Origin of the sequence: Aromatoleum buckelii (assembly GCF_012910785.2) — a bacterium.
Classification (GTDB): Bacteria; Pseudomonadota; Gammaproteobacteria; order Burkholderiales; family Rhodocyclaceae; genus Aromatoleum; species Aromatoleum buckelii.
On record NZ_WTVH02000009.1, the window covers coordinates 545,224 to 571,881 of the forward strand.

Annotated in this window: 19 protein-coding genes and 1 tRNA gene; 9 read left to right on the top strand and 11 right to left on the bottom strand. The window is 63.2% G+C overall.

Annotation, left to right across the window (positions count from 1 at the left end; translation table 11 throughout):
• Positions 1-68 precede the first annotated feature (68 nt).
• The 3 genes from GO608_RS08740 to GO608_RS08750 all read right to left on the bottom strand — a co-directional run bounded on the left by GO608_RS08740 (position 69) and on the right by GO608_RS08750 (position 2,435).
• On the bottom strand, positions 69-1,475 hold the full coding sequence (locus GO608_RS08740) for a PhoH family protein (protein WP_169197357.1): 1,407 nt from the start codon (positions 1,473-1,475) through the stop codon (positions 69-71).
• A gap of 36 nt (positions 1,476-1,511) precedes the next feature.
• Positions 1,512-1,976, bottom strand: a complete 465-nt coding sequence (locus tag GO608_RS08745; RefSeq protein ID WP_169197356.1) for a peroxiredoxin — start codon at positions 1,974-1,976, stop codon at positions 1,512-1,514.
• 84 nt (positions 1,977-2,060) lie between these two features.
• Positions 2,061-2,435, bottom strand: a complete 375-nt coding sequence (locus GO608_RS08750) for an Mth938-like domain-containing protein (protein ID WP_169197355.1) — start codon at positions 2,433-2,435, stop codon at positions 2,061-2,063.
• Positions 2,436-2,682: 247 nt separating this feature from the next.
• Between GO608_RS08750 and GO608_RS08755 the strand changes: the two genes are divergently transcribed.
• Positions 2,683-3,903 carry a pyridoxal phosphate-dependent aminotransferase gene (locus tag GO608_RS08755; protein WP_169197517.1) on the top strand — a complete coding sequence of 407 codons (1,221 nt, stop codon included), beginning with the start codon at positions 2,683-2,685 and terminating at the stop codon, positions 3,901-3,903.
• A gap of 78 nt (positions 3,904-3,981) precedes the next feature.
• Positions 3,982-5,292 (top strand): homoserine dehydrogenase, encoded by a 1,311-nt coding sequence (locus GO608_RS08760; RefSeq protein WP_169197354.1) that lies wholly within the window; start codon positions 3,982-3,984, stop codon positions 5,290-5,292.
• 191 nt (positions 5,293-5,483) lie between these two features.
• On the opposite strand, the gene GO608_RS08765 is transcribed toward GO608_RS08760, so the two are convergent.
• Entirely contained in the window at positions 5,484-6,908 is a 1,425-nt protein-coding gene (locus GO608_RS08765; protein ID WP_169197353.1) for an aldehyde dehydrogenase family protein, read from the bottom strand.
• Between the two features lie 370 nt (positions 6,909-7,278).
• Here GO608_RS08765 and GO608_RS08770 point away from each other — a divergent pair, with 370 nt between their 5' ends.
• Both GO608_RS08770 and thrC read left to right on the top strand, forming a co-directional pair.
• Complete coding sequence (locus tag GO608_RS08770; protein WP_169197352.1) at positions 7,279-8,796, top strand: methyl-accepting chemotaxis protein; 1,518 nt, start codon at positions 7,279-7,281, stop codon at positions 8,794-8,796.
• Between the two features lie 148 nt (positions 8,797-8,944).
• Positions 8,945-10,384: a threonine synthase gene (gene thrC, locus GO608_RS08775; protein ID WP_169197351.1), complete on the top strand. Its 1,440-nt coding sequence runs from the start codon at positions 8,945-8,947 to the stop codon at positions 10,382-10,384.
• Positions 10,385-10,591: 207 nt separating this feature from the next.
• Here the strand turns inward: thrC and nadC are convergent, their stop codons facing one another.
• The 7 genes from nadC to GO608_RS08810 form a co-directional block, all read right to left on the bottom strand.
• Positions 10,592-11,440, bottom strand: coding sequence for a carboxylating nicotinate-nucleotide diphosphorylase (gene nadC, locus GO608_RS08780; protein ID WP_169197350.1), 849 nt, complete (start codon positions 11,438-11,440; stop codon positions 10,592-10,594).
• 31 nt (positions 11,441-11,471) lie between these two features.
• Complete coding sequence (locus GO608_RS08785) at positions 11,472-12,428, bottom strand: DMT family transporter (RefSeq protein ID WP_169197349.1); 957 nt, start codon at positions 12,426-12,428, stop codon at positions 11,472-11,474.
• Positions 12,429-12,515: 87 nt separating this feature from the next.
• Positions 12,516-13,766 carry a cyclic di-GMP phosphodiesterase gene (locus tag GO608_RS08790; protein WP_169197348.1) on the bottom strand — a complete coding sequence of 417 codons (1,251 nt, stop codon included), beginning with the start codon at positions 13,764-13,766 and terminating at the stop codon, positions 12,516-12,518.
• An 82-nt stretch (positions 13,767-13,848) separates the two neighbouring features.
• Complete coding sequence (locus tag GO608_RS08795) at positions 13,849-15,354, bottom strand: NAD(P)H-hydrate dehydratase (RefSeq protein ID WP_169197347.1); 1,506 nt, start codon at positions 15,352-15,354, stop codon at positions 13,849-13,851.
• A gap of 157 nt (positions 15,355-15,511) precedes the next feature.
• Complete coding sequence (locus GO608_RS08800; protein ID WP_169197346.1) at positions 15,512-17,050, bottom strand: SpoVR family protein; 1,539 nt, start codon at positions 17,048-17,050, stop codon at positions 15,512-15,514.
• Positions 17,047-18,312 (bottom strand): YeaH/YhbH family protein, encoded by a 1,266-nt coding sequence (locus GO608_RS08805; protein WP_169197345.1) that lies wholly within the window; start codon positions 18,310-18,312, stop codon positions 17,047-17,049. Before GO608_RS08805 ends, GO608_RS08800 begins: the two co-directional genes overlap by 4 nt.
• A gap of 54 nt (positions 18,313-18,366) precedes the next feature.
• Positions 18,367-20,289: a PrkA family serine protein kinase gene (locus tag GO608_RS08810; protein WP_169197344.1), complete on the bottom strand. Its 1,923-nt coding sequence runs from the start codon at positions 20,287-20,289 to the stop codon at positions 18,367-18,369.
• Between the two features lie 349 nt (positions 20,290-20,638).
• On the opposite strand from GO608_RS08810, the gene tig reads away from it, so the two are divergent.
• The 5 genes from tig (at position 20,639) to GO608_RS08835 (ending at position 26,639) form a co-directional block, all read left to right on the top strand.
• Positions 20,639-21,943 (top strand): trigger factor, encoded by a 1,305-nt coding sequence (gene tig, locus GO608_RS08815; RefSeq protein WP_169197343.1) that lies wholly within the window; start codon positions 20,639-20,641, stop codon positions 21,941-21,943.
• A 19-nt stretch (positions 21,944-21,962) separates the two neighbouring features.
• Positions 21,963-22,601 (top strand): ATP-dependent Clp endopeptidase proteolytic subunit ClpP, encoded by a 639-nt coding sequence (gene clpP, locus GO608_RS08820; protein WP_053422230.1) that lies wholly within the window; start codon positions 21,963-21,965, stop codon positions 22,599-22,601.
• A 17-nt stretch (positions 22,602-22,618) separates the two neighbouring features.
• Complete coding sequence (gene clpX / locus GO608_RS08825; protein WP_011238635.1) at positions 22,619-23,887, top strand: ATP-dependent Clp protease ATP-binding subunit ClpX; 1,269 nt, start codon at positions 22,619-22,621, stop codon at positions 23,885-23,887.
• An 87-nt stretch (positions 23,888-23,974) separates the two neighbouring features.
• Positions 23,975-26,401: an endopeptidase La gene (gene lon, locus GO608_RS08830; protein ID WP_169197342.1), complete on the top strand. Its 2,427-nt coding sequence runs from the start codon at positions 23,975-23,977 to the stop codon at positions 26,399-26,401.
• A gap of 162 nt (positions 26,402-26,563) precedes the next feature.
• A tRNA-Val gene (locus GO608_RS08835) sits at positions 26,564-26,639 on the top strand.
• The last annotated feature ends 19 nt before the right edge of the window (positions 26,640-26,658 follow it).

Genomic DNA, 26,658 nt, shown 5'->3' on the forward strand with positions numbered 1-26,658 from the left:
TTAATCGGGATGATCCGGAAATGTTTCAGAGGCGGACGTGCGCCCGCCGGTGCGGCGAGCGCACGCGGTTACAGCACTTCGGCCGCGTGATCCGCGAGCCGCGAACGTTCGCCGCGCTGCAGCGTGATGTGGCCCGAGTGCAGCCAGTCCTTGAATCGATCGACGACGAAAGTCAGGCCCGAGCTGCCTTCGGTCAGATAGGGCGTGTCGATCTGCGCGATGTTGCCGAGGCACACGACCTTGGTGCCGGGGCCCGCGCGCGTGATCAGCGTTTTCATCTGCTTCGGCGTCAGGTTCTGCGCCTCGTCGATGATCAGGAACTTGTTGATGAAAGTGCGCCCGCGCATGAAGTTCAGGCTCTTGATCTTGATGCGGCTGCGGATCAGGTCGCGTGTCGCGGCGCGGCCCCAGTCGCCGCCTTCGCCGGCCGTGCCGTTCAATACGTCGAGGTTGTCCTCGAGCGCACCCATCCACGGCGCCATTTTCTCTTCCTCGGTGCCGGGCAGGAAGCCGATGTCCTCGCCAACCGGCACGGTCACGCGCGTCATGATGATTTCGGAATAGCGCTTGGCTTCGAGCACCTGGGTGAGGCCGGCAGCCAGTGTCAGCAGCGTCTTGCCGGTGCCGGCCTGGCCGAGCAGCGTGACGAAGTCGATTTCCGGGTTCATCAGCAGGTTGAACGCGAAATTCTGCTCGCGATTGCGCGCCGTGATGCCCCACACGTTGTTCTTGGTGTGCGCGTAGTCGACCAGCGTTTCGAGCAGCACGCTGCGGCCGTCGCGCTCCTTCACCCACGCCTGCAGCGGCGCCTCGCCGTTCTGGAACAGGAACTCATTGACCAGCAGTTCCGGGGCCAGTGGACCGCTGAGGCGGTAATAGGTGCGGCTGTCCTCTTTCCACGATTCCATGCCCTTGCCGTGGGTGTCCCAGAAGTCGGGCGGCAGTTCACGCCAGCCGCTGTAGAGGAGGTCCGTGTCCTCCAGCACCTTGTCGTTGAAGTAATCCTGCGCATCAAGGCCCAGTGCGCGGGCCTTGATGCGCATGTTGATGTCCTTGGAGACGAGGATCACCGGGCGCTGCGGGAAGCGCTCGGCCAGGTGCATCACGACCGCGAGGATGTGGTTGTCGCCTTTCGCGGTGGGCAGCGCGGCGGGCAGTGCGACGTTGATCGCTTCGGTCTGCAGGAACAGCTTGCCGGTCGCGAGCCCCCGCGACGGGCCCTCGAGGGCGATGCCCGCGTGGATGTCGTCCGGGCTCCCGCTGACGATGTCGTCCATCATGCGGCTCGCCTGGCGAGCATTGCGGGCGACTTCGGACATCCCCTTCTTGTTCGCGTCGAGTTCCTCGAGCGTCATGATCGGGACGAAGAGGTCATGTTCCTCGAAGCGATAGAGGCTCGTCGGATCGTGCATCAGCACGTTGGTGTCGAGGACGAACAGCTTGGTCTTCTGGGTGCGGGGCGCGCGTTTGGTCATGGAGTGCGGAGCAGGTGGGAGGGAGGCCGGCCGGATCTAAAGGGTGGTGACGAAGTCGAGCACTTCCTGGGCGTGTCCCGGCACCTTGACGGCGCGCCATTCGCGGCCGATCGCGCCGTCGGCGTCGAGGACGAAAGTGCTGCGCTCGATGCCGCGCACCGTTTTGCCGTACATGTTCTTCATCTTGATGACGCCAAAGGCGCTGCAGGCGACTTCGTCGGGGTCGGAGATCAGCTCGAACGGCAGCGCGAGCTTGGCCTTGAAGTTTTCGTGCGACTTGAGGCTGTCGCGCGAGATGCCGAAGACTTCGCAGCCGGCGGCACGAAACGCCGCGTAGTGATCGCGGAAGTCCGCCGTTTCATTCGTGCATCCGGGTGTGCTGTCCTTCGGATAGAAGTACAGCACGACCTTGCTGCCGCGCAGAGCGGCCAGCGCAACGGTCGTTCCGCCCGTGGCGGGCAGGCTGAAGTCGGGGGTGGACGAAGTGTCGCTTGCGCTCATGGACCCTCCAGCGAAAATGGATGGCTGCAGCGTAGCGGACAAACGTTGCAGCTGACAATGCGCGCCGGAAGGCGGGCGCGGCGTTCAGGGCGCGTCGAAAATCAGTGCGGCCGCGACGGCGCGACCTTCGGTGGCGAGAATATTGTAGGTGCGGCACGCCGCAGCGAGGTCCATGACTTCGTAGCCGATGCCGGCGTCGATCAGCGGGCGCAGCACGCGTGGCGACGGAAAGCGCAGCCGCGCACCGGTGCCGAGAAGGACGACTTCGGGTCCGAGGTCGCGCAGGGCGACGAAATCGTCGGCAGCAAGGTCGTCGAAACCGGCCGCTTCCCACGCCAGCACGCGCTCGCTCGTCACGATGAGGTTGCCCTCGTGGCGCACCTTGTTGACCATCACGTGGTCGGCGGCGTAGCCGGTGAAGAGATTGAGGTTCGGGTTCTGTTCGAGATTCAGCTTCATGACGGTTCGCTCGGTCGGCAAAATTGCCGGGGGGGGCCGGCTTGGATAAGATAGCTTCTTTTGGCTCGCCGGTCCGGCACGAGGCATTCTACCCCGGCGAGCGAAAACCTTGCGCGCCACTGCCGTGGTGCGGAGTAGCCAGATCATGCGAAAGAAAGGACGGATTGCGATGAGCCTCGAGCCGAAACTACGTGTTGCCCCCCTGGTGGCGGAAACCCAAGCCTCCCCCCTGGCACCCGACACGAGGATGGTGCGCAAGTCCGCGAAACTCGCCAACGTCTGCTACGACATCCGCGGGCCGGTGCTGGTCAAGGCCAAGCAGATGGAGGACGAAGGGCACAAGATCATCAAGCTGAACATCGGCAACCTCGCCGCGTTCGGCTTCGATGCGCCCGAGGAGATCCAGCTCGACATGATCCGCAACCTGCCGAATTCGGCCGGCTATTCGGACTCGAAAGGCATCTTCGCGGCGCGCAAGGCGGTAATGCACTACACGCAGCAAAAGCACATCAAGGGCGTGACGCTCGAAGACATCTACATCGGCAACGGCGTGTCCGAGCTGATCGTGATGGCGATGAACGCGCTGCTGAACATCGGCGACGAGGTGCTCGTGCCGGCGCCCGATTACCCGTTGTGGACTGCCGCGGTAAGCCTGTCGGGCGGCACGCCGGTGCATTACATCTGCGACGAAGCCAACGAATGGCTGCCCGACCTCGACGACATGCGCGCCCGCATCACGCCGAACACGCGCGCGATCGTCGTCATCAACCCCAACAACCCCACCGGCGCGCTGTATCCCGACCACATCCTGCAAGGCATCGTCGACATCGCCCGGGAGCACGGCCTGATCCTCTACGCCGACGAGGTGTACGACAAGGTGCTGTACGACGGCGCGACGCACCGGTCGATGGGTTCGTTCTCCGAGGACGTGCTGACGATCCTCTTCAACGGCCTGTCGAAGAACTACCGTTCGTGCGGCTACCGCGCCGGATGGATGGTCGTGTGCGGCGACAAGCGCCACGCGCAGGACTACATCGAAGGGCTCAACATGCTCGCGTCGATGCGGCTGTGTGCGAACGTTCCCGGCCAGTATGCGATCCAGACCGCGCTCGGCGGCTACCAGAGCATCGACGATCTGGTCGCGGAGGGCGGGCGCATGCGCCGTCAGCGCGACCTCGCGCACGAGCTGATCAGCGCGATCCCGGGCGTCAGCTGCGTCAAGCCGAAAGCGACGCTGTACATGTTTCCGAAGCTCGACCCGAAGTTTTACCCGATCGAGGACGACCAGGCGTTCATCGCCGAACTGCTCGAAGAAGAGCGCGTGCTGCTCGTGCAGGGCAGCGGCTTCAACTGGCCATACCCGGATCATTTCCGGCTCGTGTTCCTGCCGCACGAGGACGACCTGCGCGACGCCATCGCACGGATCGCGCGCTTCCTCGAGCAGTACCGCAAGCGGCACGCCACCTGAGCGGATTCCGCCTCAACCGTGGCACCCACTCGACTCACTCAGCCCAATTCCCAACCGAATCTTATCGAACGAGCTTTTATGAAACCGATCAATGTTGGCCTGCTGGGCATCGGTACCGTCGGCGGCGGTACCTTCACCGTTCTGAAGCGCAACGAGGAAGAAATCACCCGTCGCGCCGGTCGCCCGATCCGCATCACCGCAGTGGCTGACAAGAATCTCGAACTCGCGCGCACGGTCGCAGGCAGCGGCGTACGACTGACCGACGACGCGTTCTCGGTCGTCGCCGACCCGGAAATCGACATCGTCGTCGAACTGATTGGCGGCTACGGCGTCGCGAAGGAACTGGTGCTGAAAGCGATCGAGAACGGCAAGCACGTCGTCACGGCGAACAAGGCGCTGCTCGCGGTGCACGGCAACGAGATCTTCGCCGCGGCGCAGAAAAAGGGCGTCATGGTCGCGTTCGAAGCCGCGGTCGCCGGCGGCATCCCGATCATCAAGGCGCTGCGCGAAGGCCTGTCGGCGAACCGCATCCAGTGGCTCGCCGGCATCATCAACGGCACGACGAACTTCATCCTGTCCGAGATGCGCGACAAGGGGCTGCCGTTCGCCGACGTGCTCAAGGAGGCGCAGGCGCTCGGCTATGCCGAGGCCGACCCGACTTTCGACATCGAAGGTGTCGATGCCGCGCACAAGGCGACGATCATGAGCGCGATCGCGTTCGGCGTGCCGATGCAGTTCGAGGCCGCGCACGTCGAAGGCATTACGAACCTCGACAGCGTCGATATCGCCTACGCCGAACAGCTCGGCTACCGCATCAAGCTGCTCGGCATCTCGCGCATGCGCCCCGAAGGCATCGAACTGCGCGTGCACCCGACGCTGATTCCGGCCAGGCGCCTGATCGCGAACGTCGAGGGGGCGATGAACGCCGTCGTCGTCCATGGCGACGCGGTCGGCGCGACGCTGTATTACGGCAAGGGCGCCGGCGCCGAGCCGACTGCAAGCGCGGTGATCGCCGACCTCGTCGATGTCACCCGCCTGCACACCGCGGACCCCGAGCATCGCGTGCCGCATCTCGCTTTCCAGCCCGACCAGGTGCGCGGCCTCAAGGTGCTGCCGATCGAAGAGGTCGTGACCTCGTATTACCTGCGCATGCGCGTCGAGGACAAACCGGGCGTGCTCGCCGACATCACACGCATCCTCGCCGACAGCGGCATCTCGATCGAAGCGATGATCCAGAAGGAAGCGCCGGAAGGCACGTCGCAGACCGACATCATCATGCTGACCCACATCACGATCGAGAAGAACGCCAACGCCGCGATCGCGAAGATCGAAGCCCTGCCGGTCGTGCAGGGCAGCATCACGCGCCTGCGCATGGAAAGCCTGCAGTAAGCGCGGCGTCAAAAAAACGCCCCGGCTACCGGGGCGCAAGCGGATCGTCCGGGGCCAGGTGGAGGAGACCGGACCCGTGCAGCGGCGATCCGCGCAACAGCGGCCCGCGAGCCGCGGGAATGTGACAAAAATGCGGAACCGGGAGGTTTCCCGGTCGCCGCATCCCAACCCGGCCGGGCGCGGAAACCCCGCTAAGCCTTCATGATCTTCAGCGTCTGGATCGAGGTGTATTCCTCGAGCCCGTAGCGGCCGAACTCGACGCCCAGGCCCGACTGCTTGACCCCGCCGAACGGCGCGTCGGGCTGCACGGCGCCGTGCTCGTTCACCCACGCCGTGCCGCATTCGAGGCGCAACGCGAGCTCCGCGGCTTTCGCCCGGTCTTTCGACCAGATCGAGCCGCCCAGCCCGTTTTCATTGTCGTTCGCGCGCGCGATCACTTCCTCGATGTCCGAGTAGCGGATCACCGGCAGCACCGGGCCGAACTGCTCCTCGTCGACGACGCGCATGCCGTCCTTCGCGTCCGCGATCACCGTCGGCTCGAAGAAGAAGCCGCCGCCGCTGCGGGCCTTGCCGCCGGACAGGATGCGTGCGCCATGCGCGCACGCGTCCTCGACGAGTTCCTGCACGAAATCCATCTGCGCCTTGTTCTGCACCGGTCCGAGCTGCGTGCCTTCGACCAGTCCGTCGCCGACGACCGTCTCCTTGGCGATACGCGCCAGCTCCGCACACACTTCTTCGTAGATGCTGTCGTGCACGTAGAGGCGCTTGAGGCACGCGCAAGTCTGGCCATTGTTGTGGAAGCCGACGCCGAAGAGCTTCGGCGCGATCGCCTTCGGGTCGACGTCCGGCAGCACGATTCCGGCATCATTGCCGCCGAGTTCGAGCGTGAGCCGCTTCAGGTTGCCGGCAGCGTTCTGCATGATGTTCTTGCCGGTCGGCGTCGAACCGGTGAACACGATCTTGTTGATGTCCGGGTGCTTCGCGATCGCCGAGCCGACGCCGGATTCGCCGGTGACGATGTTCAGCACGCCCGGCGGCAGGATCGCATTGGCGAGCTCGACGAAACGGATCGTCGCGGTCGGCGTCATGCCCGACGGCTTGATGACGACCGTGTTGCCTGCACGCAGCGCCGGGATCACGTGCCAGATCGCGATCATCAGCGGCCAGTTCCACGGCGTGATCGAGCCGACCACGCCGAGCGGCTTGCGATGCACTTCGATGCGCGCATCGTCATTGTCCTGGATCACCTCGACGGGCAGTTCGAGGTCGGCGGTGACGTGCGTCCACGCGATCGCGCCCCCGACTTCCATCCCCGACCCGACGCCGTTCAGTCCGCCGAGCGGCTTGCCGGCCTCTTTCGTGACCAGTTCCATCAGCTCCGGCATGTGCGCTTCGAGTGCCGCGCCGAGCGCGTGCATCAGGCGCTTGCGCTCGGCGTCCGGAGTGCGGCTCCAGCCGGGGAACGCCGCGCGGGCGGCGGCGACAGCCTGGTCGACGTGCGAGGCGTCGCCCGCCTGCACGCGCGCGAACACTTCCCCTGTCGCTGGATTCACGACGTCGAAGGTGCTGCCGGCACGCACCGGCTTGCCGTTGATGATCATGTCGAAAACCTGCATCTCGTCTCCTTCACGCTTGCGTCGAAGCGAATTGTTGTAAGTCACCAGCCATCGCGGCGGGCGATGGTCGCAAGCCTATGGGACGCGGCACGCACAGTGTTATCCGAGATCGGCAAGAGCGCGTTCGCGGCGGCCGGATAGGCGCCCCTCGCGGCCCGGGATGGCGACCCGATCCTGTCCGCTCCACGTCCTCCGACGCTCGGACGCGCGGCAAACAGGGAACGGACGCTCGCGCAGATCTCCTGTCGATCCGCTAAAGATTGCGTGGAAACGGACGATAGACAGGATCAGGCGGGAGATTGACGGCCGCGTCTTCGAACTGGACAACTGCGCCGTCGATGCATTCCGAAAACAAGACCCAGGAGACTTCATGAATTCGAATCCGCGCAGCGGTCTTGCTGCATCCCTGTTCCCATTTCTGCGCAAAGGCCGTGACGAGAGGTCGCGCTCGCTGGCGGATCTGAGTGGTGAAAGACCGGATATCGGCGAGAAAGCGACCGGAGTGCGAAGCGGTTTTGTCGCGCAGGTCCGGGAGACGATCGCCGCGCTGCGTGGCAAAGGCTCGAGCATCGCTGTCGAGGCGGCGAAACTGAACCTGCGCATTCATCAGACCACCGTCAGTGCGAACCGCCAGCGTGAGCTCGCAGCGCTGGTTTTCGATGCGAGTCAGACCACTCGCGCAGCCGTTTCGCGGGTGAGCGCCCACGCCGACGAGATCGACGTGGCGACCGCAGCGAACCTGGAGGCGGTGCAGACCAACTATCGGGAACTGCTCGACGTCGCCGAACGCATCAGCGGGATCAGCGAGAAAGTGCAGTCTTTCGACCGCATCGTTGCCGAGCTGAACAATCATTCGGCAAAGATCCGGGATATCGGGCTGCTGATCAATCACATTTCGGACCAGACCAACCTGCTGGCGCTCAATGCGGCGATCGAAGCGGCGCGCGCCGGCGAATCGGGTCGGGGGTTCGCAGTGGTTGCGGATGAAGTCCGCAAGCTCGCGGAAAAGGTCAAGGTCGCGACCGGTGTCATCACCGAGAACTCGGACCAGATGCTCGGCCTCGTCGCCGACACCGAAGTCGAAACGCGCGGCATTGCCGACGACTCGGAGCTGGCACGGCAGGTGGTGCAGAAGTCTTCGGCGAATTTCGCGCTGATGATCGGAGAATTGCAGCGCGTCGGCGCCCAGATGAAAGTCATCACCCATTCGATTCACGAGATCCGCAACACCAACGAGACGGTGCATGAGCGAGTGAACGAAATCAACTCGCTGTCGGGGCAGGTGTCGACGCAAATGCTCGAATCGGAACGCTTCTCGAAGGACCTCCGGGAGCATACCGAAGGCCTTCACGCGCTGTCGTCGCGCTTTCGCATTGGCGAGTCGGCCTACGACAGGTTGGCGGCGGTGGCCGAGGCAAGCCGCAACGAGATGGTCGCGTTCCTCGAGGACAAGGCGCGCACGCTGAACATATTCGATACCCGCTACCAGCCGATCCCGAACACGCACCCGCCGAAATTCCACACCAGCTACGACATGGCGATCGGCAAGGAGCTGCAGGATATTTACGAGCGCGCGCTCGAAAGCTTCCCCGGCCTGGCGTTCTGCGCGGCGGTCGATACGAACTGCTACATGCCCGTCCATAACCGGCGTTTTTCGGCGGAGCCGAACGGCGACCCCGAGCATGACCTGCTGTTCAGCCGGCAAAAGCGCATCTACGACGATCCGACATGCCGCCGCGCGCTCGCCAACACGGGGCACGCGCTGCTGCAGACTTACGTGCGCGACACCGGCGAGGTGCTGTGCGATCTTTCGCTGCCGCTCGTCGTCGGCGGCCGCCACTGGGGCGCCTATCGCTTCGGCTTCGCGCCGGCGCTGCTGCAGGACTGAAGCGGGAGCCGTGCGGTCGCGGCGCGTGGACTGGGTGCGTCCGCTGACGGATAATGCGGCCCTTGTGCCGCCGTAGGGCCTGGGCCCCGGCGCTCTGGCGGCCCGCCGCCCGTTCCATTTGAACCTGCTGATCTGAAGGACTCCCACCGTGAAGTATCTCTCCACGCGCGGCCACGCCGCGCGACCCGAGTTCTGCGACATTCTGCTCGGCGGTCTTGCGCCGGATGGCGGGCTGTATCTTCCCGAGAGCTATCCGCAGATCTCGCGCGCCGAGCTCGACGCATGGCGCTCGCTGCCGTATGCGGATCTCGCGTTCGCGATCCTGTCGAAGTTCGTCACCGACATTCCCGCCGCCGACCTGAAGGCGATCTGCGACCGGACCTACACTGCGGACGTTTATCGCTTTGCGCGTGCGGGCGACGATGCCGCCGAGATCACGCCGGTGCATTGGCTCGAAGCCGGCAAGCTCGGTCTGCTGGAACTGTCGAACGGCCCGACGCTCGCGTTCAAGGACATGGCGATGCAGCTGCTCGGCAACCTGTTCGAGTACGTCCTCGAGCGCCGCGGCGAGACCATCAACATCCTCGGCGCGACTTCCGGCGATACCGGTTCGGCGGCCGAATACGCGATGCGCGGCAAGCACGCCGTGCGCGTCTTCATGCTGTCGCCACACGGCAAGATGAGCGCTTTCCAGCGCGCGCAGATGTATTCCCTGCAGGACGAGAACATCCACAACATCGCCGTCACCGGCATGTTCGACGACGCGCAGGACATCGTGAAAACGGTTTCGAACGATGCGGCGTTCAAGGCGAAGTACAAGATCGGCGCGGTCAATTCGATCAACTGGGCGCGCGTTGCGGCGCAGATCGTCTATTACTTCAAAGGCTATTTCGCCGCGACGCGGTCGAACGACGAACAGGTCGCCTTCTGCGTGCCGTCAGGCAATTTCGGCAACATCTGCGCCGGTCACATCGCCCGCCAGATGGGCCTGCCGATCGCGCGGCTGATCCTCGCGACGAACGAAAACGACGTGCTCGACGAGTTTTTCCGCACCGGCGTCTATCGTCCGCGCAAGGCTGCCGAAACGCACGTCACGTCGAGCCCGTCGATGGACATTTCCAAGGCGTCGAACTTCGAGCGCTTCGTGTTCGACCTCGTCGGGCGCGACCCGAAGCGCGTCGCCGAACTCTGGAAAGCGGTCGATGCCGGCGGCGCCTTCGACCTGTCGACATCCGCCGATTTCGCCCGCATCGGCGATTTCGCGTTCGTGTCCGGCTGCAGCTCGCATGCGGGGCGTGTCGCGACGATCCGCAAGGTGTTCGAGCAATACGGCACGATGATCGACACGCACACCGCCGACGGCGTCAAGGTCGCCTGGGACCTTACCAGCAGCGTGCCGGAGGGCGTGCCGTTGCTGGTGCTCGAAACCGCGTTGCCGGCGAAGTTCGCCGAAACGATCCGCGAAGCGCTCGGGCGCGAGCCGGAGCGTCCGGCCGAGCTCGAAGGCATCGAGAAACTGCCGCAGCGCGTCGAACTCATGGCGCCCGACGTCGAGGCGGTCAAGCGCTTCATCGCCGAGCGCGTGTAGCTCCGGCAGAGCGAGGCCGTGAGCGGGCGTCCATCGCGGCCTCTGGCGGCTGCCCGTGCGGAGGGCGGCTGCTGCGGTCCTGTCTATTAACCCGGCAGGCAAATACCGTTCGGGCTGAGCCTGTCGAAGCCCTGCCAATGCCCTTCGACAGGCTCAGGGCGAACGGTTGTATTTGATTGCCGCCTTAATAAAGTGAAGCAGCGGGCCTCATTCCTCGACATGGCGCAGCGACAGGTCGATCGCCCGGACGTCCTTCGTCAGACTGCCGATCGAAATACGGTCCACGCCCGTTTCGGCGATCGCGCGCACTTTTTCCAGATTCACTCCGCCCGATGCTTCGAGCTCGGCGCGCCCGTCGGCGATGCGCACGGCTTCGCGCATCGTCTCGAGGCTCATGTTGTCGAGCAGGATCATCTTCGCGCCCGCGTCGAGCGCTTCATGAAGCTCCTCGAGCGTCTCGACTTCGATCTCGATGAACACGTTCGACGGCGCGATCGCCTGGGCCTGCTCGATGACGCGCGCGATGCTGCCGGCGGCGATGATGTGGTTTTCCTTGACCAGGATGCCGTCGTAGAGTCCGACGCGGTGGTTCACACCGCCGCCCACCGTCACCGCGTATTTCTGCGCCAGGCGCAGCCCGGGCAAGGTCTTGCGGGTGTCGACGATCTTCGCCCGGGTGCCGGCGATCGCGTCGACGAAACGTCGGGTCGTCGTCGCGGTCGCTGAAAGCAACTGCAGAAAATTCAACGCGGTGCGCTCGGCGGTGAGCAGCACGCGGGCGCTTGCGACGACTTCGCACAGCACCTGGCCCGGTTCGATCCGGTCACCGTCGCGGACATGCCAGACGACCGCGGCAGCCGGGCTCATCACCTCGAACGCGGCGTCGAACCACGCGGTGCCGCACAGGACCGCCGCTTCGCGCGTGATGACGCGACCGCGTGCGTCGGTTTCCCACGGGATCAGACGCGCGGTGAGGTCGCCCGTGCCGACATCTTCCGCCAGCGAGGCGGCGACGTTGCGCTGGATTTCGATGCGTAGCTGTTGTGACAGATTCATTGGCGTCGGCCTCCGAAGTGGAGCGGGGATTCTAGCGGTTCCGTCCCTTCGATGGCGCGAATCTCGTTTGTGCCGGCGCGGGTTCGGGTGCCGTGGCAAGCGCCTCCTGCCGACGCTGCGCGGTACGTCGGCCATCGATAGCAATCAGCACACCTGCGCCGCCGATCGTAAGGATGCCGACCAGTCCCCAACCATCCGGCAACTGGCCGAAGCCGAACCAGCCGATAAGGGTCGCCCACAGCAGCTGCACGTACAGGATCGGTGACAGCATCGAAGCCGGGGCGTCGCGGAACGCGCGGATCAGCAGGAAATGGCCGCAGCCGCCGTAGATGCCGAGCGATGCGATCAGCAGCGCATCGAGCGGTCCGGGCATCGGGCCCTCCCACAACCACGGCAGCGCTAGGCTCGTGGCGGCAGTGCCGACCAGCGCCGTGTAGAACAGCATGTTGACCGGGGTTTCGGTTGGGGAAAGCTGGCGGGTGAGAATCTGGTAGGCCGCGTAGCTCACGGCCGCGCCGAGGGCGAGGGCCACGCCTTCGGCCACCAGCGCGCCGCCGGGCCGGGCAATCAGCAGGACGCCGACGAAACCGGTCACGACGGCCACCCAGCGCAGCGGGCCGATGCGTTCGCCGAGCAGCGGTCCCGCCATCAGGGTGACCATCAGCGGCGCGGCAAAGACGATCGCGGTCGTCTCGGCCAGCGGCATCACCTGCAGCGCCGTGATATTGAAGAACGTCACGGCGAGCAGGCAGGTGGCGCGAACGATCTGCCGTCCCGGCCGCTTCGTCGTGATGAGCTTCAGCCGCATCGACGGCGCCAGGAACACCACCATCAGCAGGAAGTGCAGCGCATAGCGCGACCACACCAGCATCGGGACCGGGTAGGTCGCGGCGAGGCGTTTGGCGGTGGCGTCGAGGAGCACGAACAGGAACAGCGCGCCGAGAAGCAGCATGATGCTGCGCAGCGCATGGGGGTGAGTGTCGGGCATGGGGCGGGGACTCGATTATTGTGGAGGCAGACACGCGGAAGTCCCGGATCGAAGCACGCCGGCGCAGTATTTTCGCCCGCCGGTTTCCTAATTCCTGCTGCCTTCGACAAGGTAGTCGAGACGACCGCGCGGGGCGAGGTATTCGACGGTTTCGACCGGAAGCTTTGCGGCGCTCAATGCCGATTCGATGGTCAGCTCGGCGTCGCGCAGGTCGATCAGCAGTGCCTCGGAGCGCGGAATGTCCGGGTCGTACAGCATCACCAGTGGGTGGAGCAGGTCGGCGGCGTTGGTTTCGACGACCATGCCGACGCTGCCGTTCGACAAGGCAACGAAAGTTCCCGGTGGGTAAACTCCGAGTGTCTTGATGAACAGTTGCATCATCTGCTGGTCATGGCGGGCGGCCTCGTTGCGGAACATCTGCCGCAGCGCTTCGGCCGGCGCTTTCGCTTCGCGCAGGTCGAACGGATTGCACAGGTTGTCGTAGCGATTAGCGATCGCTGCAATGCGGGCGAGACGGGGAATCCTTTCCGCCACGAGGTGATTTGGAAATCCGCTGCCGTCGCAATGCTCGTGATGACAGGCGATGATGTTCTTGACCGGCACGGGCAACTCGCGCAGCCCGCTGACCGCCTTGATGCCGTAGCCGACGTGGGCGCGGTAGAACTCCTCTTCCGGAGCAGTGCGCCGACTGCTGCGCAGAATGCGCGACGGGACGTCCTGCTTGCCCACATCGTGAAGGAGCCCACCGAGACCGAGCTGCCTCATTTCCTCGTCGGGCAGCTGCAGCGTCTTGCCCAGCATCAGCGAAAGGCCCATCACGTTCAGCGCGTGAAAGGCGAGACCGCCTTCGCGGCTCTTCTGGCTGACGAGATGGATGACCATGTTCTCGGTGCCGACCAGTTTTTCGACGATCCCGCCGACTAGGGCGCAAGCGTGGCGGTGGGCGTCCTGTGGGCGGGCGAGCAGGGAGCGGAAAATGTCGCCCGCCGCGATGGCCTGCTGCTCGAACTGCCGTTCCCGGCGCGCCAGGCCTTCGCGCTGCTGTCGCACCCGCTCGAGGCGCATGCGTTTTTCGTCTTGCATGCCGGCGAGCGCTGCCCGGCCGAAATCCGGCTCCGGTCCGCTGGCGTTTCCGGCAGGGCATTCGGGGAGCGGTTCGACGGTACTGCGTGCAGGGTCCCACTCGACCGAGACGATCCCCATTTCGCGCATAGCCTGGATCTGCCGTTCGCTCGAAAGGCAGAACCGGTTCAGCAGGAACGGGTGTTTCATCCATCCGTGTCCGGCGAGCGAGACGAATATTCCGGGCTGGAGGCGATCGACGCTGATTTGCGGCATGAAAGGCGAATGTCGGGACGAGCGCCGATTCTAGCAGCGCACCGGGCGCGCTTCCGACATCGCATCAGGTCCGTTGAGACTTTCAGCGCCCCCGGGCAGCCTTCACGATCCAGCCGTTGAATACGCCACGCGCGGCTTCGGCGACTTCGCTCGCGGTCAGGCCGATCGGGCCGATCCCTTCGCGGGCAAGGCGGTCGGCAGCCGCACCATGCAGATGCACCGCCGCAAGCAGCGCCGAACGGGCGGGCCAGCCCTGGGCGAGCAGGCTGGCGATCAGGCCGGTCAGCACGTCTCCCATGCCCGCGCTCGCCATGCCGGGATGGCCGGTGGTGTTGATGAACCATTGTCCTGTCGTCGTCGCAAGGACGCTGCCGCCTCCCTTGATCACGACGTCGGCGCGAAAGCGCGTCGACAGTTCGAGCGCCGAGGCAACGCGGTCAGCTTGCACGACAGCGGTGCCGATGCCGAGGAGGCGACCGGCTTCGCCGGGGTGGGGGGTAAGCACGGTTGGAGCTTCGCGCGCGGCGACCTGCGCTTTCAAGTGTGGCGTCTCGGCCAGCAGGTTGAGCGCGTCGGCGTCGAGCAGCAGGGGGCGATCGGAGCGGACCGCACGCTCGAGCAGCGCCAGCGCGGCTGCGCTGGTACCTAGGCCGGGCCCGAGTGCGAGGACGCTGGCCTGTTCGAGAACCTGTTCCGGCCGCTTCAGCATCAGTTCGGGCTGGGTGTTGTCGACGGGGAGCGCGTGATCGTCGACGAGCCCGACATACACCCGGCCGCTTCCGAGTTTCAGCGCCGCGCGGCCCGCGAGCAGCGCTGCGCCGGTCATCCCCGGTGCGCCGCCGATGATGCCGACGTCGCCGTAGCTGCCTTTGTGGGTGTTTTGTCGTCGCGGCTGCAGGAACTCCCGCATCATCGCAGGGCGGATCTCGAATCCCGGCGGCGAAACCCAGGCAGCGGGGTCGATGTCGAGCCGATGGACGTGCACCGTGCCGGCGCAGTCCGGCCCGTCGAGCGTGAGCAACCCGGGTTTGAGTGCGATGAAAGTCAGCGTCGCGGTTGCCTGGAACACCGTCCCGAGGATTGCGCCGGTGTCGGCGTCGAGGCCGCTCGGGATGTCGATCGCGAGCCGCGGCGCCTGCTGCGCGTTCATTGTGTCGATCCAGCGGGCGTAGCGGCCTTCGACCGGCCGGCGCAGGCCGATACCGAACAGCGCGTCGACGACGAGAGCCCAACCGTTCGCAGGCGCGCCGGGAAAGTCCGAAACCGTTTCACCGCCGGCCGCGCGCCACGCGGTGAAGGCCGCCTTGGCGTCCGGCGGCAGAGTGCGCGGATCTTCGGCGAATGCTACCGTCACCGCACGCCCGGCCTGCAGGAGCCGGCGGGCCATGACCAGCCCGTCGCCGCCGTTGTTACCCGGCCCGCACACGATAAGCACCTGTCCTGCACGGTCCTGCGTCAGGCGCACGGCTTCTTCCGCCGCGGCGCGGCCTGCCCGCTCCATCAGCGACGGCTGGGCGAGCGGTGCGACACGTGCTTCGATGGTGCGGATGCCGGCGACCGGATAGATCGGACTGGGCGGCTGGAACATGGGGTCTCCGGATGACGAGGGAAAGTCCCGATTCTACCGCCCGGCGATTTGTCGATGATGCGTAACGGGTGATTCCTGCGAGATCGGAAAGGGTCGGCAGGCCCCGCCTGCCGCGTCCTGTGCTCCTCGCAATGCCCCCCCCTGTCGGCGGTGTCCGTCAGTTGTCCGGATGCCCGCGGCGCTTCTCGATCCTCGTCTCCTGCACGAGTTCGACAGTACCGTCCTCGTGCTGCGTCTCGAGGCGTACGGTGAATCCCCACAGCCGTGCCATGTGCTTCATGACTTCGTCGATGGTGCCGCCAAGGGGGCGCCGCCGGTATTCCTGATGGCGCAACGTCAACGAGCGGTCGCCCCGCAGATCCACGTTCCAGACCTGGATGTTCGGCTCGCGGCTGCCGAGGTTGTACTGGTCAGACAGGATTTCGCGCACGCGACGGTAACCGCGGTCGTCGTGTATCGCAGACACCTTGAGCTTGGACTCGTGCTCGTCGTCGAGAATCGCGAACAGCCGCAGATCCCGAATCACCTTCGGTGACAGGTACTGGGCGACGAAGCTCTCGTCCTTGAAGTTCTTCATCGCGAAATCGAAGGTCTCGTGCCAGTCGCTGCCAGCGATGTCCGGAAACCAGGCTCGATCCTCCTCGGTCGGCGATTCACAGATGCGGCGAATGTCCTGCCACATCATGAAACCGAGCGCGTAGGGATTGATGCCGTTGTACCAGCGCTCGTTGTAGGCGGGCTGATACACGACGTTGGTGTGCGACTGGAGGAATTCGAGCATGAAGCTGTCTGCCAGCAACCCCTCGTCGTAGAGCCGGTTGAGGAGCGTGTAGTGCCAGAAGCACGCCCAGCCTTCGTTCATCACCTGAGTCTGGCGTTGAGGGAAGAAGTACTGCGCGATTTTGCGCACGATGCGCACGATCTCGCGCTGCCAGGGTTCGAGGAGCGGCGCATGCTTTTCAACGAAATACAGCAGGTTTTCCTCCGGTTCGGGCGGGAAGCGGGGGCGCAACGCCCGGCCCGGCTTGGCGTCATGGAGCGGCAACGTCCGCCACAATTCGTTCACCTGGCTCTGCAGATATTCGGTGCGTTCGCTTTGGCGCAGTTTCTCCTTCGCCAGCGAGAGCTTCGGCGGGCGCTTGTAGCGGTCCACCCCCAGATTCATCAGCGCATGACACGAGTCGAGCAGCAACTCGACTTCTTCCTCGCCGTGGCGCTCCTCGCACTCGGCGATGTAATGCCGCGCGAAGATCAGATAATCGACAATCGCGTCGGCGTTGGTCCAGGTGCGGAAGAGGTAATTGCCCTTGAAGAAGCTGTTGTGACCGTAAGCCGCGTGGGCGATCACCAGCGCCTGCATCGTCAGGGTGTTCTCCTCCATCAGGTACGCGATGCAGGGGTTGGAGTTGATGACGATTTCGTACGCGAGCCCCATCTGGCCGCGCCGATAACCTTTTTCCGTCGTCAGGAAGTGCTTGCCGAATGACCAGTGGTGGTAGTTCACCGGCATGCCCACGGACGCATAGGCGTCCATCATCTGCTCGGCGGTGATCAGTTCGATCTGCGGTGGATATACATCGATGCCGAATTCGCCGGCAACCCGTGCAATTTCGGTGTGATATGCGTCGATCGCCTCGAACGTCCATTCCGAGGTCGCGGGTAGCTGCTGGAGCTTTTTCACGGCGGCACGTTTCATACGAGCGTCTTCTTGAACAGTTCACGGAATACCGGATAGATGTCGGCCGGCGCTTCGATTCTCTGCATGGCGAAGTTCTTGTGAGCCCCCATCAGCTTCTCGTATTCGCGCCAGAGGTTCTGGGGTTCGCCGGGGGTGATCTCGATGTATGCGAAGTACTGGCAGTAGGGCAGGATCTGGGCATCGAGCAGGTCGCGGCAGATCGGGGAATCGTTGTCCCAGTTGTCCCCGTCCGAAGCCTGGGCCCCATAGATGTTCCAGTTGCCGCGCGCGTACCGTGACATGATGACTTCGTGCATCAGCTTGAGCGCGCTCGACACGACCGTGCCGCCCGACTCGCGCGAGTGAAAGAACTCATCCTCGTCGACTTCCTTCGCGATCGTGTGGTGCCGGATGAACACCACCTCGATGTGCTCGTAAGTGCGATTCAGGAACAGGTAGAGCAGCATGAAGAAGCGCTTTGCAGTGGCCTTCTTCTCTTCGTCCATCGAGCCGGAGACGTCCATCACGCAGAACATCACCGCTTGCGTGGTCGGCTTCGGCACCTTGATGCGGTTGTTGTAGCGCAGGTCGAAGCTGTCGATGAACGGGATCGCCTCGATCTTCGCCCGCACCCGGGCGATTTCCTCCCGCAGCGCGATCGCTTCCGAGCTGTCTTCCCCGCAGGTCTCGATGACTTCGTCGAGTTCTTTCTGCAGCTCCCGCAGTCGCACCGTGAACGGGGAACCGAGCGCCAGCCTGCGCCCGAGCGCCCCGCGCATCGAGCGGATGATGTTGATGTTCGCCGGCGTACCGTCGGCGGTGAAACCGGCCCGCTGGGTCTTGTAGTCGGTGATCTTGGCCAACTGGGTGCGGATCAGGTTCGGCAATGCAAGGTCGTCGAAAAAAATGTCGAGGAATTCCTCGCGCGACAGGTGGAAGACGAAATCGTCCTCGCCTTCGCCCTCGTTGCTGGCCTTGCCCTGGCCGCGACCTCCGCCGCCGGCTGGCGGGCGGTTGATCAGGTCGCCGCTCGAGAACTGGTCGTTGCCCGAAAAGACCTGCTCCCACACTCCGCCGCGGCCGTGCTGGAATTGCGGTTCGCTCAGATCCTTCGACGGGATCGATATCTGTTCGCCGTTGTCCAGGTCGCGGATCGAACGATCCTGGATCGCATCGCTGACCGCGCGGCGAATCTGCTGCTTGAAGCGACGCATGAAGCGCTGGCGATTGACCGCGCTTTTCTTCTTGCTGTCAAACCGTCGATCGATGATGCGGGTCATGGGTTCCTCCCGTGTTGGACTCCGCCCGCCACCATGCGGCGGGCGGGACGTCGCTTACGACGACTTGCGGACCCGCAGATACCACTCGCACAGCAGGCGAACCTGCTTCTCGGTATAGCCTTTTTCGATCATCCGGTTGACGAAATCCTGGTGCTTCTTCTGCTCGTCGCCGCTCGCCTTCGCGTTGAAGCTGATCACCGGCAGCAGTTCCTCGGTATTCGAGAACATCTTCTTCTCGATAACGGCGCGCAGCTTCTCGTAGCTCGTCCAGCTCGGATTCTTGCCATCGTTCTTGGCCCGCGCGCGCAGCACGAAGTTGACCACCTCGTTGCGGAAATCCTTCGGGTTGCTGATGCCCGCCGGCTTCTCGATTTTTTCGAGTTCGTCGTTGAGCGCCGAACGGTCGAGGATCTCGCCGGTATTGGGATCGCGGAATTCCTGGTCCTGGATCCAGAAGTCGGCGTAGGTCACGTAGCGGTCGAAGATGTTCTGGCCGTATTCCGAATAGCTCTCGAGGTAAGCGGTCTGGATCTCCTTGCCGATGAACTCGGCGTAGCGCGGGGCGAGAAACTCCTTGATGAAGCCCATGTAACGGGCCTCGACTTCGGGCGGGTACTGCTCCTGTTCGATCTGCTGTTCAAGTACATACATCAGGTGCACGGGGTTCGCCGCGACTTCACGGTGGTCGAAGTTGAACACCTTCGACAGCGCCTTGAACGCGAACCGCGTCGACAGACCCGTCATTCCCTCGTCCACACCGGCGTAGTCGCGGTATTCCTGGTAGCTCTTCGCCTTCGGGTCGGTGTCCTTGAGGTTCTCGCCATCGTACACCCGCATCTTCGAATAGATGCTCGAGTTCTCGGGCTCCTTGAGCCGCGACAGCGCCGCGAACTGCGCCATCATCCGCAGCGTGTCGGGCGCGCACGGAGCTGCCGCGAGCGAACTCTCGGTAAGCAGTTTCTCGTAGATGTGTATCTCGTCCGACACCCGCAGGCAGTAAGGCACTTTCACCGTGTAGATGCGGTCGAGGAACGCTTCGTTGTTGCGGTTGTTCTTGAACGCGACCCACTCCGATTCATTCGAGTGCGCCATCACGATGCCGTCGAACGGGATCGCCCCGAAGCCTTCGGTGCCCTTGTAGTTGCCTTCCTGCGTCGCGGTCAAGAGCGGATGCAGTACCTTGATCGGCGCCTTGAACATCTCGACGAATTCGAGCAGGCCGCGGTTGGCAAGGCACAGGCCACCCGAATAGCTGTATGCGTCGGGGTCGTCCTGCGAATATTCCTCGAGCTTGCGAATGTCGATTTTTCCGACCAGTGAAGAAATGTCCTGATTGTTCTCGTCGCCGGGTTCGGTCTTCGCGACCGCGATCTGTTTCAGGACTGACGGGCGCAGCTTAACGACGCGGAAACGAGTGATGTCGCCGCCGAACTCGTGCAGGCGCTTCACTGCCCACGGACTCATGATCGTGTTGACGTAGCGGCTCGGGATGCCAAAGTCGTCTTCGAGCAGGCGGCCGTCCTCGTTCACGTCGAACAAGCCGAGCGGCGACTCGTGCACCGGCGATCCCTTGATCGCATAGAACGGCACTTTTTCGATCAGCGACTTCAGCTTTTCGGCAAGCGAGGACTTGCCGCCGCCGACCGGGCCGAGCAGGTAAAGGATCTGTTTCTTCTCTTCCAGACCCTGCGCCGCGTGGCGAAAGTAGGAAACGATATGCTCGATGACCTCTTCCATGCCATAAAAGTCACGGAAGGCCGGATACAGCTTGAGCATCTTGTTGGAAAAGATGCGTGACAGTCGCGGGTCGACGCGGGTATCCACCAGTTCGGGTTCCCCGATGGCCATCAGCATCCGTTCCGCGGAGGTGGCATATGCCGAGCGGTCCGACTTGCACAGCTCGAGATACTCCTGGATCGACATCTCTTCTTCGCGGGCTGCCTCGAATCGCGCCTGGTAGGCATTGAAGATGGTCATCTGGATATCTCCCTTCATGATCGAATCAGTTGAAACACAGAGCGGCAAACACGCTCTTCGACGTTTGGCGAACGACCCGGCACCCTCGGCCCGGCGCGTCTCCAGCCCCTGCCGTCACCCGTGAGAGGCACCTGGACGCAGCAAGTTCCATGCAATGTGCACCGTGCCGGGAAAGATTCCTCGTGGCATTTTGCCGCCGAAAGCCGGCTGGAAGGAAGCTCCGGAGGCTGTGTTAGAATTGAATTTTTACTCCTAATCTGCCCGTTGAACTCACCTTGATCGGCATCGCGCCGCTTGCTGGTCGGGAGTCGATTTTCAGGGCAAACTTTGACTCGTCAGGGATCACTTAATGCAGACCAACCAGGAAACGCAGGGCGCGCTCGAGCGCCGCATCGACATGTCCGTGCCCATGGCCGAGATCGACAAGGAAGTCGATTCCCGGTTGAAGCGGATGGCCCGCACCGTGAAGATGCCGGGTTTCCGGCCGGGCAAGGTCCCGATGAAGATCGTCGCGCAAACCTACGGCTCTCAGGCTCGTTCCGAGGCCATCGGCGCGGCGGTAGAAAAAGCTTTCGGCGACAAGGTCCGGGAACAGAATTTGCGCGTCGCAGGCTACCCGCGGATCGAGCCCCGCGAGGCGGCAGCTGAGGGAGCACTGGAATTCAGCGCAGTGTTCGAAGTCTATCCTCAGGTGCCGCTGGGCGACCTGTCGGGACAGAAGGTGGAGCGGCCGGTGCTGACGGTGGGCGACGCCGAAGTCGACAAGACGATCGAAGTGCTGCGCAAGCAGCGCACAACGTTCGAGGCGGTGGATCGGCCCGCTCAGGAGGGCGATCGGGTAGTGATCGACTTCGCGGGGCGCAAGGAGGGGGAGCTGTTCGAGGGCGGAAAGGCGCAGGATTTCCCGTTCGTGATCGGCGCCGGTTCGATGCTCAAGGATTTCGAGAGTGCCGTGCTGGGTCTCAAAGCCGGGGAAACGAAGACTTTTGAAATGACGTTCCCGGAGGACTATCACGCAAAGGATCTTGCCGGGCAGAAAGTGGAGTTCGAGATCACGGTGAAAGGCGTCGAAGCGCCGGTCCTGCCCGCCGTAGATGCGGATCTGGCCCGCGCGCTCGGAGTGGCCGACGGTGACGTGACGAAGCTGCGTGACGAAGTCCGGGCGAACCTGGAGCGCGAAGTGAAACGTCGCATCCAGGGCAAGGTCAAGGAACAGGTGATGGAGGCGCTGCTGGTGGCGAATCCGATTGAGGTGCCGAAAGCGCTGGTCGAGGCGGAGTCGAGGCAACTCGCCGAGAACGCGAAGCGCGATCTCGAGATGCGCGGCATGAACACCAAGGACATCCCGGTGGAGCCCGCGTGGTTTGCCGATCAGGCTGTTCGTCGCGTCAAGCTCGGTCTCATCATGGCAGAGCTAGTGAACGCGAAGGAACTGTACGCAAAACCGGAGCAGGTCCGCGCGATGATCGACGAGATGGCGCAAAGTTACGAGGATCCGGCGGAACTGGTGCGCTGGTACTACGCTCAACCGGAACGTCTGGGTCAGGCCGAAGCGGTCGTGATCGAGGACAACGTTGTTGCATGGGTGCTGTCCCAGACTCAAACTGAAGACAAGACGGTGACTTTCGACGAATTGATGGGTAACGCGGCCTGATGCCGCAAGGGGCAAAGCGATGAACAGTGCAGCGCCACAGGGAAGCAGCAACTGGGATCCGGTCGGCCTCGGACTGGTCCCGATGGTGGTCGAACAAAGCGGTCGGGGCGAACGCGCCTACGACATCTACTCGCGTCTGCTGAAGGAACGGGTGATCTTTCTGGTCGGTCCGGTCAACGACGTGACCGCGAACCTGATCGTGGCGCAGCTGCTGTTCCTCGAATCCGAAAACCCGGACAAGGATGTTTACTTCTACATCAATTCGCCGGGCGGTTCGGTGTCGTCGGGGATGGCGATCTACGACACTATGCAGTTCATCAAGCCGAGCGTGAGCACCTTGTGCATTGGCCAGGCGGCGAGCATGGGTTCGTTCCTGCTCGCGGCGGGCGAAAAAGGCAAGCGCTTCTGCCTGCCCAATTCACGCGTGATGATCCATCAACCGCTCGGCGGGTTCCAGGGGCAGGCTTCCGATATCGAAATCCACGCCCGCGAGATTCTCGGCATCCGCGCGAAACTGAACGAGATGTTGGCCAAGCACACCGGCCAGCCGATCGAGCAGATCGAGAAGGACACCGACCGGGACCGGTTCATGTCGGCTGCCGATGCCGTGGAGTACGGTATCGTCGACAAGGTGCTGACCAATCGCGCCGACAGTTGATATAAGAGAGGAAGACCATGACGGATAAAAAGGCGGGTGGCGAAAAGCTGCTGTACTGCTCGTTTTGCGGGAAGAGCCAGCATGAGGTTCGCAAACTCATTGCGGGGCCGTCGGTCTTTATCTGCGACGAGTGCATCGAACTGTGCAACGACATCATCCGCGACGAGATTGCCGAAACCGTCGACGCGGAAGGGACTCGCACGACGTTGCCTACCCCGCAGGAAATCTGCGAGATCCTTAACCAGTATGTGATCGGGCAGACCCAGGCCAAGCGCAACCTGTCGGTCGCCGTCTACAACCATTACAAGCGTCTGCGCCACCTCTCCGGCCGCAAGGAAGAGGTCGAGCTGTCGAAGAGCAACATCCTGCTGATCGGTCCGACCGGTTCGGGCAAGACGCTGCTTGCGCAGACTCTTGCGCGCCTGCTCAATGTGCCTTTCGTCATGGCCGATGCGACGACGCTCACCGAAGCCGGCTACGTCGGCGAGGACGTCGAGAACATCATCCAGAAGTTGCTGCAGAAATGCGACTACGACGTCGACAAGGCGCAGCACGGCATCGTCTATATCGACGAAATCGACAAGATTTCGCGCAAGTCGGACAATCCGTCGATCACACGAGACGTTTCCGGCGAAGGTGTGCAGCAGGCGCTGCTGAAGCTGATCGAAGGCACGGTCGCGTCGATTCCGCCGCAGGGCGGGCGCAAGCATCCCAACCAGGATTTCATCCAGATCGACACGACGAACATTCTGTTCATTTGCGGCGGCGCGTTCGACGGCCTTGAAAAAGTGATCCGCAACCGGACCGAAAAGATCGGCATCGGTTTCGGCGCCGAGATCAAGAGTCGCGAGGGAAAGAACGTCTCGGAGTCGTTCCGTCAGGTCGAACCGGAGGATCTCATCAAGTTCGGTCTGATCCCGGAATTCGTGGGTCGGTTGCCGGTTGTCGCCACATTGCAGGAACTTGACGAAGAAGCGCTGATCCAGATTCTGGTGGAGCCGAAAAACGCGCTCGTCAAGCAGTACCAGAAGCTTTTTTCGATGGAAGGCGTCGACCTCGAGATTCGTCCCGCAGCGCTTCATGCGGTCGCTCGTAAGGCGATCCGGCGCAAGACCGGGGCACGTGGTTTGCGCTCGATTCTCGAGTCCGCTTTGCTCGATATCATGTATGACCTGCCCACGCTGGAAGGGGTGGAAAAGGTGGTGGTGGATGAAGGCACCATCGAAGAGGGCGCTCAGCCTCTTCTGATGTATGCCGAGCAGCCGAAGGTTTCGGGCTCGAACTAGCCCGGACGAATCGGTAGCGCGCCGCTTGATTTTTCCCGGTCGGGTCCCCATGTGGGCTCGACACGTCCCATCGAGGTAACAACAATCATGTCAGGCCCGCTCGAGCTCCCCAACGAACAAATGGAACTGCCGCTTCTGCCGTTGCGCGACGTGGTGGTGTTTCCCCATATGGTGATCCCGCTTTTCGTCGGGCGTCCGAAGTCGATCAAGGCTCTCGAGAACGCGATGGAGGCGGGCAAGGGCATCCTGCTAGTAGCGCAGAAGTCGGCTGCCAAGGACGAACCGTCGGCCGAAGACCTGTACGAAATCGGCTGCATCGCAAACATCCTGCAGATGCTCAAGCTTCCGGACGGCACGATCAAGGTGCTCGTGGAAGGCGTGCAGCGCGGCCGTGTCGACTCGGTCGAAGACCAGCGCAGTGTCTTCGTCGCGAAAGTCACGCCGGTCCCGGTTCCCGAAACCGACACCAATGAACTCGAGGCGATGCGCAGGGCGATCGTCGCGCAGTTCGACCAGTACGTGAAACTCAACAAGAAGATCCCGCCCGAGATCCTCGCGTCGCTCACCGGCATCGAGGATCCGGGCCGGCTAGCGGATACGATCGCAGCGCATCTGCCGCTCAAGCTCGAGCAGAAGCAGGAAGTGCTGGAAATGTTCGGCGCTGGCGAACGGCTCGAGCGGCTGCTGACGCAGCTCGAAACCGAACTGGATATCCTGCAGGTCGAAAAGCGCATCCGCGGCCGCGTCAAGCGCCAGATGGAGAAGAGCCAGCGCGAGTACTATCTCAACGAGCAGGTCAAGGCCATCCAGAAGGAACTCGGCGAAGGCGAGGAAGGTGCCGATCTCGAGGAGATGGACCGCAAGATCAAGTCAGCCGGCATGCCGAAGGACGCCCTCGCGAAAGCGCAGGCGGAGTTCAAGAAACTGCGCCTGATGTCGCCGATGTCCGCCGAAGCGACGGTAGTGCGTAACTACATCGAAACGCTGATCGGGTTGCCGTGGAAGAAGAAGTCGCGCGTCAGTCGCGACCTGGCAGAAGCCGAAAAGGTACTCGACAAGGATCACTACGGTTTGGAGCGGGTCAAGGAACGCATCCTCGAGTACCTTGCAGTCCAGCAGCGCGTCGACAAGGTGAAGGCGCCGATCCTGTGCCTCGTCGGCGCTCCCGGCGTCGGCAAGACGTCGCTCGGGCAGTCGATCGCGAAAGCGACGAACCGCAAGTTCGTGCGCATGGCGCTCGGCGGCGTGCGCGACGAGGCTGAGATCCGAGGCCATCGCCGTACCTACATCGGTTCGATGCCGGGCAAGATCCTGCAGAACATGCAGAAGGTCGGCGTCAAGAACCCGCTGTTCCTGCTCGACGAAGTCGACAAGCTCGGTCAGGACTTCCGTGGCGACCCGAGTTCGGCACTGCTCGAAGTGCTCGATCCGGAGCAGAACCACACGTTCCAGGATCATTACATCGAGGTGGATTTCGATCTCTCCGACGTGATGTTCGTCGCGACTGCTAACACGTTGAACATTCCACCGGCGCTGCTCGACCGGATGGAGGTGATTCGCCTGTCCGGCTATACCGAGGACGAAAAGGTCAATATCGCGCGGCGTTACCTGCTGCCGAAGCAGATGAAGAACAACGGCCTCAAGCGCGACGAGCTGTCCGTGACGGAAGAGGCGTTGCGCGACGTGTGCAGGTATTACACGCGCGAGGCAGGGGTGCGCAGCCTGGAGCGCGAAATCTCCAAGATATGCCGCAAAGTCGTGAAATCGCTGGTGTTGCGCAAGCGCGCGAGCAAGATCATCGTCAATGCCCGCAATCTCGACAAGTATCTCGGCGTGCGTCGTTACTCCTTCGGCATGGCGGAAAAGGAAAACCAGGTCGGGCAGGTGACCGGCCTGGCGTGGACGGAAGTGGGTGGCGAATTGCTGACCGTCGAGGCGGTGGTGTTGCCCGGCAAGGGCAAGGTCGTGACTACCGGCAAGCTCGGCGAAGTGATGCAGGAGTCGATCCAGGCCGCGTTGTCGGTGGTGCGCAGGCGGGCTCGCTCGCTCGGTGTTCATGAGGACTTCTACCAGAAGAGCGACATTCACATCCATTTGCCGGAAGGCGCAATTCCGAAGGACGGACCTTCCGCTGGCACCGCGATCTGCACCGCACTGGTGTCGGTGCTGACCGGGATTCCGGTGCGCTGCGACGTCGCGATGACCGGGGAGATCACGCTGCGGGGTGAAGTCCTGCCGATCGGGGGCTTGAAGGAAAAGTTGCTCGCAGCGGTTCGCGGGGGCATCCGGGTGGCGCTGATCCCTGAGGAAAACGTCAAGGACCTGGCCGAGATTCCGGAGAACATCAAGAATACCCTCGAGCTGATCCCGGTACGGTGGATCGACCAGGTGCTCGAACATGCGCTCGAGCGACAGCCGCAACCGCTGACCGAAGCCGAACTCGCGCAGGAGACGGCGGCGGTAGCGGAGCCGGCTGAAGGCGTGGCTGGCAAGAGCGGTGCCAGAGCGCACTGAACGCTTCGGTTTCATATCCCCGGAAGACGTGACGCAGCTTGATTTTCAAGCTGCGTCGCCGCTGCACGGGACTGGCTGCATCCGGTCGGCCAAGGCAAAATTGCACTGGCAAAGCGGGGAAGGATAGTTTAAAGTTCCCGGCTTCCTCGAGTCTCCGGCTACGGGTGCTTAGCTCAGTTGGTAGAGCGCCGCCCTTACAAGGCGGATGTCGGCGGTTCGAGCCCGTCAGCACCTACCAGATACGAACAACAACCAGC

What these genes read in the sequence shown, in the direction of transcription:
- GO608_RS08740 (WP_169197357.1), bottom strand. Translation starts at nt 1,475, where the DNA reads ATGACCAAACGCGCGCCCCGCACCCAGAAGACCAAGCTGTTCGTCCTC.
- GO608_RS08745 (WP_169197356.1), bottom strand. Translation starts at nt 1,976, where the DNA reads ATGAGCGCAAGCGACACTTCGTCCACCCCCGACTTCAGCCTGCCCGCC.
- GO608_RS08750 (WP_169197355.1), bottom strand. Translation starts at nt 2,435, where the DNA reads ATGAAGCTGAATCTCGAACAGAACCCGAACCTCAATCTCTTCACCGGC.
- GO608_RS08755 (WP_169197517.1), top strand. Translation starts at nt 2,683, where the DNA reads ATGGTGCGCAAGTCCGCGAAACTCGCCAACGTCTGCTACGACATCCGC.
- GO608_RS08760 (WP_169197354.1), top strand. Translation starts at nt 3,982, where the DNA reads ATGAAACCGATCAATGTTGGCCTGCTGGGCATCGGTACCGTCGGCGGC.
- GO608_RS08765 (WP_169197353.1), bottom strand. Translation starts at nt 6,908, where the DNA reads ATGCAGGTTTTCGACATGATCATCAACGGCAAGCCGGTGCGTGCCGGC.
- GO608_RS08770 (WP_169197352.1), top strand. Translation starts at nt 7,279, where the DNA reads ATGAATTCGAATCCGCGCAGCGGTCTTGCTGCATCCCTGTTCCCATTT.
- nadC (WP_169197350.1), bottom strand. Translation starts at nt 11,440, where the DNA reads ATGAATCTGTCACAACAGCTACGCATCGAAATCCAGCGCAACGTCGCC.
- GO608_RS08785 (WP_169197349.1), bottom strand. Translation starts at nt 12,428, where the DNA reads ATGCCCGACACTCACCCCCATGCGCTGCGCAGCATCATGCTGCTTCTC.
- GO608_RS08790 (WP_169197348.1), bottom strand. Translation starts at nt 13,766, where the DNA reads ATGCCGCAAATCAGCGTCGATCGCCTCCAGCCCGGAATATTCGTCTCG.
- GO608_RS08795 (WP_169197347.1), bottom strand. Translation starts at nt 15,354, where the DNA reads ATGTTCCAGCCGCCCAGTCCGATCTATCCGGTCGCCGGCATCCGCACC.
- GO608_RS08800 (WP_169197346.1), bottom strand. Translation starts at nt 17,050, where the DNA reads ATGAAACGTGCCGCCGTGAAAAAGCTCCAGCAGCTACCCGCGACCTCG.
- GO608_RS08805 (WP_169197345.1), bottom strand. Translation starts at nt 18,312, where the DNA reads ATGACCCGCATCATCGATCGACGGTTTGACAGCAAGAAGAAAAGCGCG.
- GO608_RS08810 (WP_169197344.1), bottom strand. Translation starts at nt 20,289, where the DNA reads ATGACCATCTTCAATGCCTACCAGGCGCGATTCGAGGCAGCCCGCGAA.
- tig (WP_169197343.1), top strand. Translation starts at nt 20,639, where the DNA reads ATGCAGACCAACCAGGAAACGCAGGGCGCGCTCGAGCGCCGCATCGAC.
- clpP (WP_053422230.1), top strand. Translation starts at nt 21,963, where the DNA reads ATGAACAGTGCAGCGCCACAGGGAAGCAGCAACTGGGATCCGGTCGGC.
- clpX (WP_011238635.1), top strand. Translation starts at nt 22,619, where the DNA reads ATGACGGATAAAAAGGCGGGTGGCGAAAAGCTGCTGTACTGCTCGTTT.
- lon (WP_169197342.1), top strand. Translation starts at nt 23,975, where the DNA reads ATGTCAGGCCCGCTCGAGCTCCCCAACGAACAAATGGAACTGCCGCTT.